We start from the raw sequence: 11,427 nt of genomic DNA, 5'->3' as shown, positions 1-11,427 counted from the left end.
TCTCACCGTCTGCTAAGCCAGTGGCTCTATAAATTCCCTGCCCTGGTTCCGGGGATTGCCAACAGCCCGGCTGACGGGGTGCCATGTGAAATCTTCGGCGGAAAGGCTGCCCTCACGGGCAATGTCTTCCGCCTCTTTACCGGTTGTGTTTTCGCTGAGCCATTTACGTGCGGCAGCCGGTGAGTACACGAGCGGTCGCCGATCGTGAATGTCCAGCAGTCCCTCATCCGCAGCTGCCGTGACGATCAGGAACCCTTCCTGGTCATTGCCGTTCTCAAAAGGTGGTTTCCCGATGGCAGCGAGCAGGAGTGGATTTCCGTCCTTACGGTAAATGAAAAACGGCTGTTTCACGCCGTTTTGCTGTTTCCACTCGAACCAGCCGTCGGCAAAAACAATGGCCCGTCCGTGCTCCCAGAGTGGCCTGAACATCCGGCTGCCGGCCGCAGTTTCACTTCTGGCGTTGATGAGAGCGGGCTTGTTCCACCACTCCGGTGCATAACCCCAGTGAACAGGAGCAAGATGCAGCTGCGAGCGGCGTTCACTCAGCAGCAATACCCTGGTTCCGGGCGCAACGGGCACTGTTGCAAAGTTAGCGATGAGGCAGCCTTTTGTCTTATTCAAAGGCCTTACATTTCAAAAACTCTGCTTACCAGGCGCATTTCGCCCAGGGGATCACCATAATAAAATGCTGAGGCCTGGCCTTTGCGTAGTGCACGCATCACCTCAATACCTTTGATGGTGGCGTAAGCCGTCTTCATGGATTTAAATCCCAGCGTGGCGCCGATTATCCGTTTCAGTTTGCCATGATCGCATTCAATCACGTTGTTCCGGTACTTAATCTGTCGGTGTTCAACGTCAGACGGGCACCGGCCTTCGCGTTTGAGCAGAGCAAGCGCGCGACCATAGGCGGGCGCTTTATCCGTGTTGATGAATCGCGGGATCTGCCACTTCTTCACGTTGTTGAGGATTTTACCCAGAAACCGGTATGCAGCTTTGCTGTTACGACGGGAGGAGAGATAAAAATCGACAGTGCGGCCCCGGCTGTCGACGGCCCGGTACAGATACGCCCAGCGGCCATTGACCTTCACGTAGGTTTCATCCATGTGCCACGGGCAAAGATCGGAAGGGTTACGCCAGTACCAGCGCAGCCGTTTTTCCATTTCAGGCGCATAACGCTGAACCCAGCGGTAAATCGTGGAGTGATCGACATTCACTCCGCGTTCAGCCAGCATCTCCTGCAGCTCACGGTAACTGATGCCGTATTTGCAGTACCAGCGTACGGCCCACAGAATGATGTCACGCTGAAAATGCCGGCCTTTGAATGGGTTCATGTGCAGCTCCATCAGCAAAAGGGGATGATAAGTTTATCACCACCGACTATTTGCAACAGTGCCGGAATTTGGTATCAGCGTTCCGCGAGGTGCTGCCGTTATTAGTCGACTGAGTACCCTTCTTGAGGACAGTAGTTTGCCTCTTTATCTCAGCCAGTTACTGCTGAAATTACAACAGCATTATCACTATCTTGTTGAGCAGATTAAAGATCTGGAATCTCAGTTGAAACGAAAGTTGGACGAAGATGAGGTTGGACAGCGCTTGCTGAGTATTCCCTGCGTTGGAACGCTGACTGCCAGTACTATTTCAACTGAGATTGGCGACGGGAAGCAGTACGCCAGCAGCCGTGACTTTGCGGCGGCAACAGGGCTGGTACCCCGACAGTACAGCACGGGAGGTCGGACGACATTGTTAGGGATTAGCAAGCGGGGCAACAAAAAGATCCGAACTTTGTTGGTTCAGTGTGCCAGGGTATTCATACAAAAACTGGAACACCAGTCTGGCAAGTTGGCCGACTGGGTCAGGGAGTTGTTGTGTCGGAAAAGCAACTTTGTCGTCACCTGTGCTCTGGCAAACAAGCTGGCCAGAATAGCCTGGGCACTGACGGCGCGACAGCAAACTTACGAAGCATAAAGGCAGAAATACACCAGTTTAAACAATCATTCATCTGGTTTTGCGAATACTGATATTGATGATACTAACGGCCCACCGGCCTGTTGAGGAACCTGTAAAACGGAAAGGCTCATTGAAGCCGTATATTTTCTGGAGGTTCATCAGGCGCGGAACTCATCGAGGCGCGGGAATAAAATCCCATTCAGACGCCGGATAGATTCAAGCAAGCCAACTTGTCGTCAAAATCGGTGTTGCAAAAACGGGAGTGACCATAGATTCCGTTTTCTGAGACGACCCCTGATATGAGCAGGCTGTCGAGTGCTGATTTATGCTGCTTTTCCAGTTGCGCGGTAAGTGTCGAAAATACCGATCTGTTAGCGAGCGTGACGACTTCGGCAAGCGTCCGTTCGATCACTTCAACAGAAGGGAAAATAACATTATTGTTATGTAGCCAGCTGAGCATTTCTTCCGCCAGCATAAATCCTTTGTCAGTTCGCATGGCATAGGGGTGCAGATGACGGATACAGTCTTTTTGCATTGACCGGCTGAACGGGGATAGCTCCAGGTAGCGATAAAGTTCGGTCAGATGTTCCCAGCGGGTTTGCTCTCTGGATGCATATTCCGGCCATAAATCAGGCTGAAGTTTCAGTCGGGAAGCAACCCTGGATACAACGCCATTGTGAGGAGCACTGCTTTTGTCCGGAATAAATCCAGGTCCACGCAGATAACAGAGTAATACAGCAAAGCCCAGGCGATTCGCTGGCCTTCGGTGCTTATTAATGAGCGCAATATCCGGTTCGTTCAGAAAACACATTCGGGTCAGAATAATTTCATCATCTGGTATAACCAGTAAGCGTTCCTGCTCTTCGCTGCTCAGTATCTGTCGCCGTGGCATAAATGCCTCCCTCGCGTATAGTTTTCATCTGTTATTTGTTCGCTGTGACCGAAACCGGTCGGTTTCGTACACCACTTACAGCACATGTCCGAAACTTAGTGAAATTAATTTCGGACACACGTTATAATTCGGACATCCATTTCGTACGGAAAGTTTCCCATGTCACGTGTTTTTGCCTACTGCAGGGTCTCAACTCTGGAACAGACCACAGAAAACCAGCGTCGTGAAATTGAAGCGGCGGGTTTTGCCATCAGATCCCAACGACTTATTGAGGAGCATATCAGTGGCTCGGTTGCTGCCAGCGAACGCCCCGGATTTATCCGGTTGCTAGATCGCATGGAAAATGGGGATGTACTGATTGTCACCAAACTTGACCGTCTGGGTCGTAATGCGATGGATATCCGAAAAACAGTAGAGCAACTGGCGGCTTTAGATATTCGCGTTCATTGTCTCGCACTCGGAGGCGTTGACTTGACCAGTCCGGCCGGAAAAATGACTATGCAGGTAATTTCTGCTGTAGCGGAGTTTGAGCGGGATTTGCTGCTTGAGCGAACGTATTCAGGTATTGCGAGGGCAAAAGCGGCTGGAAAACGCTTCGGTCGCCCCCCCATCCTGAGCGAGGAACAAAAGCAAACAGTGACAGAGCGCCTAAATGCTGGCATCAGTATCAGTGCTATTGCCCGGGAATTTAATACCACCCGCCAGACTATCCTTCGGGTAAAGGCTGGATTGCTGCAAGAGTGAGCGGCTGGGAAGATTATAAAAAAATCAAATGGTTATTATGAAATAAAACAGCCTGCTGGGTTCTTTTCCCCCTATTTTTTATAAAAGAGTAGACAAAAGAGGTTCGCGACACTAATCTACCAACTAGATGATTGGTGCTGGTTACACCAGCTATACCTTTTATCAAGAAATTACAGGAGCCATTATGTCTACTACCGTTAAACCTTCTGCAGACGCAGCTGCGATCCACAATACCCGTGAAGCAGTTCGCAGCCAGCCTGGCCTGGGTAACCTGACTTTCCAGATGAAAGCCCGTTCCAGCGGCGGATTAACCGTTCGCACAGAGACCGGCGCCACAATCCAGAACGGCGTTATCGATACCAGCCGTGTGGGGAAATTTTCTAATATCGGTGATGAACCCGCAGGTTTACTCGGCACCGATACCGGCATGAGCCCGACTGAATACATCATGCAGGCGCTGGCTGGCTGTTATACCGCCACCCTTACCATGATGGCTGCTGAAAAAGGGATCGACCTGGACGGTATCGAGCTGGATCTTAATTTCGATATCAACCTCAACGGCTTCCTTGGGCTGGACAGCAACGTGCGTAAAGGTGCGAAATCTATTCGCGTCGATGTTCACCTTACGAGCAAGACCGCCAGTCGCGAGGAGTTAGAAGCGCTGGTCAGCGAAATGCAAAAGAATTCGCCAATCCACGATACTCTGGCTAATCCGGTTGAAATGATTACACGCCTGGCGTGATGTCAGAGATGTAATGCTGCCATTCAGAATGCAGGATGGCAGTGACGTTCAGCTCTGCACGATACTGAGTCAGTGATACAACTTGCTACGGAAAAATAGCAACAATATAATCTATCAACTAGTAGATTATATGGAGTAATTATGACAACCATGACACGGGAACGGCTGCTCAGCGAAGCAGAACACCTGATGCGCGAAAAAGGGTATTCAGTATTCAGCTATGCTGATTTATCAAAAATAGTGGGTATCACCAAGGCCAGTATTCATCACCATTTCCCGACCAAAGATATTCTGGGTGAGCAGGTGGTAATACAGGCGTTCTCTGATACACAACGCGTATTTGAGCAGATAGAGGCGACTGAGAAAAGCGCGGAGAGAAGAATTGCGGCTTACATCGATATCTTCGCGCAAAGCCATAAAGCTTCGCTACTGCCACTGTGTTGTGCGTTGTCAGCAGAGACCGCCAATCTGCCTCAGGCAATTACTGTACAGACATCACTTTATTTCGATATGCAAATCGAGTGGCTCACAAAAGTCGTCAGGGCGGGCATGGAGTCAGGTGAGTTTTCATCCCATGCCGAACCATCAGATATTGCTTTGATGATCATTAATGTCTGTGAAGGCTCAAGCGTAGTGGCGCATGCAACGGCCAGACCCGAAGTCTTCGCCAACAGCCTTAAGTATATAAAACTGCTTCTTAATACCCCTCATTCAGGAGAATGACACTATGCTGGACTGGAACAACTATCGCTCAGAGTTAATGCAACGTTTAGGCGAGTTGGGCAAACTGACCCCCGAGACCATGAAAGGCGTGGTTGCCCTGGGCAACGCAGGTAACAAAACTGACCTTTTGGGCGCAAAAGTGCGTGAACTCATTGCCCTGGCGTGCGCAGTCACAACCCGCTGCGACGGCTGTATTGCTTTTCACGCCGACGCCGCTGTGAAAGCCGGTGCAACCGACGCTGAAATTGCTGAAGCGCTGGGCGTGGCGATTAACCTCAACGCTGGCGCGGCGGTCATTCATTCAGCCCGCACTCTGGATGCCGTCGGTCAGGCACGCGGTTAAGCATTAATAAATTCCACGTTAAAAGGGCATTACTGCCCTTTTTTTATGTCCGCAATAGCCTGAGCATATACCGATGCAGGTTTCACACCCGGTATGCGTTTAACTAATTGCCCTTCATGAAATATCAGCACAGACGGCAGCCCCCAGATCTCGTATTTGGTTGTCAGCACCGGCGCCTGATCTACATTGACTTTCCCCACCTGAATATCTCTATCGAGCCGGTCTGCAAACTGACTGAACATTTCTTCGCTGGCCTGACAGGGCGGACACCAGGGTGCAGAGAAACGTACCACCGATATTCCTTTGTACTGCTCTATCTGGCGGAAATTATCTTCGTTATAAGCTGTTAATGTACGCATGGTGATGACCTCGCAAAATGAGTGACAATTCAGGAATGGCTGCGTTATGACAAAAAAATACGACACACCCATTGACCTACCTACTAGATGGTTGGCATATTGCCACCCATCAGATGTTTATGCAACTCCAGTGCGCGACGTCCAGTCGATGATACTGCCGGGCTGTGCAAATCCCTGCCGGGATACTCCTTTTTGTTTTTTGTGAGGTATACGATGAGTAAGCTTTTCACCCCCTACAATCTGTCTGGCCTGGCGTTAAAAAACCGTGTAGTCATGGCACCGATGACCCGCACCCGCACCATGAATGACGTGCCGGATGAGGTCGTGGCTTTGTACTATGCACAGCGTGCTTCTGCTGGCCTGCTCATCACCGAAGGGATGCCGGTTTCAGAAGAAGGCCGGGGTTACCTTTATACCCCTGGTATCTACAACGACGAACACGTCCAGGGCTGGCGTAAAGTGACACAAGCGGTTCACGCCAAAGGTGGCCGTATTTTCGCGCAGCTCTGGCACGTCGGCCGTATGTCTCACGTCTCTCTTCAGCCAGGCCACATAGCGCCGGTTTCAGCGGGCACCGTTCAGGCGGTCAATACCACCGTTTTTGCGCTGACCGAATCCGGAGAACCGGGCCCGGTTGTACCAAGCCAGCCACGCGCGCTGGAAACGCATGAAGTTAAACGCATCACTGCAGACTTCGTGCACTCCGCACGCCTGGCGATGGAAGCCGGCTTTGACGGCGTGGAAATCATGGCGGCAAACGGATTCATCTTTGACCAGTTCCTCAGTAGCGAACTGAACACCCGCACCGACGAATACGGCGGCTCGGTGGAAAATCGTCAGCGTTTCCTGCTGGAGACCATTGACGCCGTGGCGGAAGCCGTGGGTAACAGCCACGTTGCCGTGCGCCTGTCACCGTTCGGCCGCATTTATGACCTCGCGCCGTATGAAGGTGAAGAGCAAACCTGGTCAGCCATCACCGACGCGCTCGGTCAGCGGGAACTGGCCTACGTACACCTTTACTATCAGCCGGTGTACACCAAAGCGCCACTTCCGGAAGGCTTCCGCCGCCGTTTTCGCAACACGTTTAAAGGCACCATCATCGCTGCCGGCGGTTTTACCCGTGATATCGCAGAGCAGGCTCTGGAAGATGATGAGCTGGATCTGGTGGCATTTGGTGTGCCCTACATCGCTAACCCGGATCTGGTTGAAAGAATGCAAAACGGCTGGCCACTGGCAGAAAGTGACCGCGCCACCTACTACGGCGTCAGTGGTTCCCCGGAAAAAGGCTATACCGATTACCCGGTCTGGCAGGCGCAATAAATCCCATACGGTCGCGGTTCTCTGATAAGTGAGAACCGACCGCCCAACGTCTTTGAGGAATCATTATGCAAACGCTGAAACCCACCCTTACCATCGATATCTGGTCAGATTTGGTCTGCCCGTGGTGCTGGATTGCTAAAAAAAGATTTGAACAGGGTCTGAATCGCTTTGAATTTCGCGACCAGGTGGTGATCCGCCATCACAGCTACCGTCTGGCCGGTGGTACTCCCGCGATGCCTTTTAAGGATGCCATCGTTAAAAAGCTGGGCAGTCAGCATTCAGCGGAGCTGATGATGAATCAGGTGGGCACCGCCGGTAAATCTGAAGGTCGGCACTGTTGCAAATAGTCGGTGGTGATAAACTTATCATCCCCTTTTGCTGATGGAGCTGCACATGAACCCATTCAAAGGCCGGCATTTTCAGCGTGACATCATTCTGTGGGCCGTACGCTGGTACTGCAAATACGGCATCAGTTACCGTGAGCTGCAGGAGATGCTGGCTGAACGCGGAGTGAATGTCGATCACTCCACGATTTACCGCTGGGTTCAGCGTTATGCGCCTGAAATGGAAAAACGGCTGCGCTGGTACTGGCGTAACCCTTCCGATCTTTGCCCGTGGCACATGGATGAAACCTACGTGAAGGTCAATGGCCGCTGGGCGTATCTGTACCGGGCCGTCGACAGCCGGGGCCGCACTGTCGATTTTTATCTCTCCTCCCGTCGTAACAGCAAAGCTGCATACCGGTTTCTGGGTAAAATCCTCAACAACGTGAAGAAGTGGCAGATCCCGCGATTCATCAACACGGATAAAGCGCCCGCCTATGGTCGCGCGCTTGCTCTGCTCAAACGCGAAGGCCGGTGCCCGTCTGACGTTGAACACCGACAGATTAAGTACCGGAACAACGTGATTGAATGCGATCATGGCAAACTGAAACGGATAATCGGCGCCACGCTGGGATTTAAATCCATGAAGACGGCTTACGCCACCATCAAAGGTATTGAGGTGATGCGTGCACTACGCAAAGGCCAGGCCTCAGCATTTTATTATGGTGATCCCCTGGGCGAAATGCGCCTGGTAAGCAGAGTTTTTGAAATGTAAGGCCTTTGAATAAGACAAAAGGCTGCCTCATCGCTAACTTTGCAACAGTGCCCATCAGTGGATGCTGGCCCATCGCCAGAAAGTGCCGGATGGCTCCGGCACGGCCAAAGCCCTGGATTACAGCCTCAAACGTTGGGAAGCGCTGACGCGCTACCTGGACGATGGCGCTGTGCCCATCGACAACAACTGGGTGGAAAACCAGATCCGACCCTGGGCGCTGGGGCGCAGCAATTGGCTGTTTGCGGGTTCACTGCGCAGTGGTCAACGTGCGGCTGCGGTCATGACCCTAATACAGTCAGCGAAGCTGAATCGGCATGATCCCTATGCCTACCTGAAGGATGTGCTGACTCGCCTGCCGACACAGAAGAACAACGCCATCGACGAGCTATTGCCCCACAACTGGAAACCGGCCATACCTAACAAGGTGTAGGCCGGACGTGTATGGAGAGCCTTCTTCGAAAGCTGGACAAGGTGCCAACTCTAGACGGCAGGATATGCCCTGGGAGATCGATGAGAGAAAGAGGAGGCCATAAGTAGAAAATTTCCCAAGCGACTGGTGGCTCGCTAGGCATACGTGTCGTGTTACTCCTAAGTTATTAGACACACTAGATTTTCCGGGCTTTGCTGGGCTGCGGGTGTCGCAGGTGTATGCCGCACGGAGATCGCAGTTAAACCTGATACTAGGCCGGCTCATGCACTAGCCGGATGTCGATTTCTCTGTCGACATACTTCCACTCCACCGAGGCCCGGAGTTCGGCCAAAAGCCTGTTAAAGCCCGGCTCATCAGACGGGGAATATTCGAACCACGTCAAGAAGTCGAAGGGTTCGCTCTCGCCCAGGTCCCGACAATGGTGGAGACGACGGGCCACAGCAGGGAGATATTGGAGCCCAATGTGAATGTGACGGGACTGCTCCTCAAAAATCTTCCGGCGTTCGTCTTGAGCCAGTCCCCACCATGAGGGGTTTTTCCGGATAGGGATCAGGGCGGCACAGGTGGCCTCTGCTCGACCCAAACTTGGCTGCTTCGCCACGAGACGATCCTTCTCTTCACGCACGACATAACGCTCGTTACTCGTTATCCCGCGAAGAAGCCATTTGGTGCCCAAAGGCTGCGGCGAAACAGAGCCAGCGGCTACGTCGAGCCGGGGGATTCCAGGGAGAGGGGCTCCCGCCACGGCATCCATCCGAACAACGCGCCAAACACCCGTTTCTCCACCAGCGAACGTAAATAATCGTGTATTCATCAGTTTCCTCTCAGGCCTTTCGCCTATTTCTCAGCCAACGCAAAACCGGCATTGCCCGGCGCAACCACTGAAACAAATATAAAAGGTTCGGGGCCAGAGTTCATTGCACCATGTACCTGCCCAGGTTTTGCGATCGCAATATCTCCAGCTTTAAGATGAGTGACTATGCCGTTACCTTGATGATATTCGGCTTCACCTGAGATAACCGTCCAAGTATCTTGGCCGTGAGGATGTACATGGGAAGCTATTTCCTGCCCAGGGTGGGCGTGCCAAACAACGACGACAGAGTCATTGGTTTCCAGAACAACCGAACGAATCGGTTCGCCGTTAGACGGACGAACATATTCATCCACCGAAAAAATCCGCGATTCAGTTTCTGCTCTCATGTTCACACCCATTTAAAACTGATTGGACACGTACTCTAAACGCAACTGCGCCTGGACAGCACATGAAGATATGTACCTAAGCGCCCTTCGGGAAAACTATGCTCTGGCGCACAGAGACCGTCAATACTCCGTCGTGGGTAGGCATGACATAACGGGAGGAGACGGGCGACGCTTTGGTCATATGTACATGAGAAGGTGGCTCGCCCGCTCGGCAGGGTTGTTGTCGATGGGCAGGTGTCCCCCTTTCGATGTAGCGGATCAGCTTTAACCAGTTGCTCGCAAGGCAATTGATTGCTTGCCCAAGGCACTTTGACGACGTGACCTGGGGAGGGGTTTTGTCCAGCCTAGCTTTCAGTTGCTCCAGGAAAGCCTGGCTTTGCGACTGGCGCGTCTGGTATCGCTGGGCATCGCCCGCCTCTTCCATGTCGCGCTCGATGCCGTAGAGCTTGTTGATAAGAGTCAGTGCCATCTCCGCTCGGCCGATCTTGCCCTTGGATTGAGTTTTCTGATGAACTTGCGCCGCGCATGCCCAGCAACCTATACGCTCGACGCCTTTCTGCCTCCAGGAGGCGCTGCGGCACCTCCTGGGTACGGCTAGCGGTGTAATTGAACAGGATGACCGGAAGATTTGGTGGGCCACCGCGATCTCCTCAGTAGCTATAGCCAAACAGGTTGGGTATGAGAAGTTCAAGGGGGGGCGAGCAAAGCCCCCGTTCCAATTGATTCTCTATTCCACACAAATGGCGATATAAGCCGGCGGGTGATGACGACCCTGGAAGCTCTGGCATCGAGAGTGGATGTCTACTCCATCGACGAGGCGTTTCTGGATCTGACCGGAATCGACCGGGTGGTAAGCTTCGAGCCTTTTGGTCGGCAGGCGATTTGGCTCAAGGTGGAATCACCGGACGGTTACGATACAACGGTCAACGCTTGCGCCTGCTGTCGATTGACACCCCGGAAACCTACAAGCCCAGGTGCGACGCCGAGCTGACGAAGGGCCGCGAGGCAACCGCACGCCTCCGCGAACTGGTTGCCAACGCTCAGCGCATCGAGGTTGTCGATTCCGGCCAAGCCGACAAGTACGACCGCCGCCTTGTTCACCTGCTGATCGACGGGCGGGACGTGGGGCAAACCCTCATGGCCGAGGGGTTAGCCGTTGAGTGGAGGCCCGGCCCGAATGCGTGGAGGGAACGCCGTCGCCACTGGTGCGGATACTGATCGCTTTTCAGCTTGAGCCAGGAGCGCCCCGCCGCAGTGATCGGCACTTGTGTCGATCCGAGGAGGCGCAAGAGCCACAAGCCCCTGATAGGACCACGTAACGCGGCCATGCCACTAGAGCACGGCCGCTTTTTTCTTTTAAAAACAAAAATATAAAAAAATCCTGTTGCTTGAGCCGGTGGTATTGTGGGCAACTGCCGACCTGTTGGCAGGGTGGGGGCAACCGCTCGCGGTTGTCCCTGGCCTGTCAATGGGGAACCGCGAAGCGGTTAGGCAGGTATCCGGCTTGCCGGATTGTCCATAATTCCACGGGCTGTTTTCCCCAGGGCTACACGTTTTATATATGTTTTTTTTGTTTTAAAGAGTTTTAGGGAATCAGAAGGCAAAATTTACCTTCATTATCAGTTGCTT

The 11,427-nt window shown here is 52.8% G+C and carries 11 protein-coding genes and 6 pseudogenes; 10 read left to right on the top strand and 7 right to left on the bottom strand.

Annotated elements, in window-relative coordinates:
• Nucleotides 1-12 precede the first annotated feature (12 nt).
• Both AC1VYI_RS00670 and AC1VYI_RS00665 read right to left on the bottom strand, forming a co-directional pair.
• A pseudogene (locus AC1VYI_RS00670) lies at nt 13-573 on the bottom strand (SOS response-associated peptidase family protein); the annotation flags it as partial.
• Between the two features lie 53 nt (nt 574-626).
• The gene (locus AC1VYI_RS00665; protein WP_001067855.1) at nt 627-1,331 is read right to left on the bottom strand and encodes an IS6-like element IS26 family transposase; all 705 of its coding nucleotides are present in this window, start codon (nt 1,329-1,331) and stop codon (nt 627-629) included.
• A 58-nt stretch (nt 1,332-1,389) separates the two neighbouring features.
• Between AC1VYI_RS00665 and AC1VYI_RS00660 the strand changes: the two are divergent.
• A pseudogene (locus tag AC1VYI_RS00660) lies at nt 1,390-1,965 on the top strand (IS110-like element IS5075 family transposase); the annotation flags it as partial.
• 277 nt (nt 1,966-2,242) lie between these two features.
• Here the strand turns inward: AC1VYI_RS00660 and AC1VYI_RS00655 are convergent.
• Nucleotides 2,243-2,839: pseudogene (locus AC1VYI_RS00655) on the bottom strand (DUF4158 domain-containing protein); the annotation flags it as partial.
• A gap of 159 nt (nt 2,840-2,998) precedes the next feature.
• Between AC1VYI_RS00655 and AC1VYI_RS00650 the strand changes: the two are divergent.
• The 4 genes from AC1VYI_RS00650 (at nt 2,999) to AC1VYI_RS00635 (ending at nt 5,391) form a co-directional block, all read left to right on the top strand.
• Nucleotides 2,999-3,583, top strand: coding sequence for a recombinase family protein (locus AC1VYI_RS00650; RefSeq protein ID WP_012695450.1), 585 nt, complete (start codon nt 2,999-3,001; stop codon nt 3,581-3,583).
• A 184-nt stretch (nt 3,584-3,767) separates the two neighbouring features.
• On the top strand, nt 3,768-4,325 hold the full coding sequence (locus tag AC1VYI_RS00645; RefSeq protein ID WP_000108589.1) for an OsmC family protein: 558 nt from the start codon (nt 3,768-3,770) through the stop codon (nt 4,323-4,325).
• Between the two features lie 141 nt (nt 4,326-4,466).
• Entirely contained in the window at nt 4,467-5,048 is a 582-nt protein-coding gene (locus AC1VYI_RS00640) for a TetR/AcrR family transcriptional regulator (RefSeq protein WP_020277920.1), read from the top strand.
• 4 nt (nt 5,049-5,052) lie between these two features.
• The gene (locus AC1VYI_RS00635) at nt 5,053-5,391 is read left to right on the top strand and encodes a carboxymuconolactone decarboxylase family protein (protein ID WP_020277919.1); all 339 of its coding nucleotides are present in this window, start codon (nt 5,053-5,055) and stop codon (nt 5,389-5,391) included.
• Nucleotides 5,392-5,420: 29 nt separating this feature from the next.
• Here AC1VYI_RS00635 and AC1VYI_RS00630 read toward each other — a convergent pair whose 3' ends face one another.
• Nucleotides 5,421-5,750 carry a thioredoxin family protein gene (locus AC1VYI_RS00630; RefSeq protein ID WP_002431133.1) on the bottom strand — a complete coding sequence of 110 codons (330 nt, stop codon included), beginning with the start codon at nt 5,748-5,750 and terminating at the stop codon, nt 5,421-5,423.
• 213 nt (nt 5,751-5,963) lie between these two features.
• Between AC1VYI_RS00630 and AC1VYI_RS00625 the strand changes: the two genes are divergently transcribed.
• The 4 genes and pseudogenes from AC1VYI_RS00625 to AC1VYI_RS00610 all read left to right on the top strand — a co-directional run.
• The gene (locus AC1VYI_RS00625) at nt 5,964-7,070 is read left to right on the top strand and encodes an alkene reductase (RefSeq protein WP_006687059.1); all 1,107 of its coding nucleotides are present in this window, start codon (nt 5,964-5,966) and stop codon (nt 7,068-7,070) included.
• Nucleotides 7,071-7,135: 65 nt separating this feature from the next.
• Nucleotides 7,136-7,399 (top strand): annotated as a pseudogene (locus tag AC1VYI_RS00620) (DsbA family protein); the annotation flags it as partial.
• Between the two features lie 64 nt (nt 7,400-7,463).
• Complete coding sequence (locus AC1VYI_RS00615; RefSeq protein WP_001067855.1) at nt 7,464-8,168, top strand: IS6-like element IS26 family transposase; 705 nt, start codon at nt 7,464-7,466, stop codon at nt 8,166-8,168.
• Between the two features lie 52 nt (nt 8,169-8,220).
• Nucleotides 8,221-8,598 (top strand): annotated as a pseudogene (locus tag AC1VYI_RS00610) (IS66 family transposase); the annotation flags it as partial.
• Nucleotides 8,599-8,848: 250 nt separating this feature from the next.
• Here AC1VYI_RS00610 and AC1VYI_RS00605 read toward each other — a convergent pair.
• From AC1VYI_RS00605 to AC1VYI_RS00595, 3 genes and pseudogenes are all read right to left on the bottom strand, one after another.
• Complete coding sequence (locus tag AC1VYI_RS00605) at nt 8,849-9,412, bottom strand: chlorite dismutase family protein (protein ID WP_001097412.1); 564 nt, start codon at nt 9,410-9,412, stop codon at nt 8,849-8,851.
• 23 nt (nt 9,413-9,435) lie between these two features.
• Nucleotides 9,436-9,810: a cupin domain-containing protein gene (locus AC1VYI_RS00600; RefSeq protein ID WP_001348195.1), complete on the bottom strand. Its 375-nt coding sequence runs from the start codon at nt 9,808-9,810 to the stop codon at nt 9,436-9,438.
• 189 nt (nt 9,811-9,999) lie between these two features.
• Nucleotides 10,000-10,436, bottom strand: a pseudogene (locus AC1VYI_RS00595) (IS66 family transposase); the annotation flags it as partial.
• Nucleotides 10,437-10,728: 292 nt separating this feature from the next.
• Here AC1VYI_RS00595 and AC1VYI_RS00590 point away from each other — a divergent pair.
• Nucleotides 10,729-11,016 (top strand): thermonuclease family protein, encoded by a 288-nt coding sequence (locus tag AC1VYI_RS00590; RefSeq protein ID WP_009486461.1) that lies wholly within the window; start codon nt 10,729-10,731, stop codon nt 11,014-11,016.
• The last annotated feature ends 411 nt before the right edge of the window (nt 11,017-11,427 follow it).

This window comes from Enterobacter sp. QK-SA4, from assembly GCF_056856775.1.
This window is presented reverse-complemented; position numbering and strand designations above follow the sequence as displayed.

Bases quoted from the DNA above. Each gene is read 5' to 3' on its own strand.
- AC1VYI_RS00615 (WP_001067855.1), top strand. From the start codon at position 7,464: ATGAACCCATTCAAAGGCCGGCATTTTCAGCGTGACATCATTCTGTGG.
- AC1VYI_RS00645 (WP_000108589.1), top strand. From the start codon at position 3,768: ATGTCTACTACCGTTAAACCTTCTGCAGACGCAGCTGCGATCCACAAT.
- AC1VYI_RS00640 (WP_020277920.1), top strand. From the start codon at position 4,467: ATGACAACCATGACACGGGAACGGCTGCTCAGCGAAGCAGAACACCTG.
- AC1VYI_RS00625 (WP_006687059.1), top strand. From the start codon at position 5,964: ATGAGTAAGCTTTTCACCCCCTACAATCTGTCTGGCCTGGCGTTAAAA.
- AC1VYI_RS00605 (WP_001097412.1), bottom strand. From the start codon at position 9,412: ATGAATACACGATTATTTACGTTCGCTGGTGGAGAAACGGGTGTTTGG.
- AC1VYI_RS00665 (WP_001067855.1), bottom strand. From the start codon at position 1,331: ATGAACCCATTCAAAGGCCGGCATTTTCAGCGTGACATCATTCTGTGG.
- AC1VYI_RS00635 (WP_020277919.1), top strand. From the start codon at position 5,053: ATGCTGGACTGGAACAACTATCGCTCAGAGTTAATGCAACGTTTAGGC.
- AC1VYI_RS00600 (WP_001348195.1), bottom strand. From the start codon at position 9,810: ATGGGTGTGAACATGAGAGCAGAAACTGAATCGCGGATTTTTTCGGTG.
- AC1VYI_RS00630 (WP_002431133.1), bottom strand. From the start codon at position 5,750: ATGCGTACATTAACAGCTTATAACGAAGATAATTTCCGCCAGATAGAG.
- AC1VYI_RS00650 (WP_012695450.1), top strand. From the start codon at position 2,999: ATGTCACGTGTTTTTGCCTACTGCAGGGTCTCAACTCTGGAACAGACC.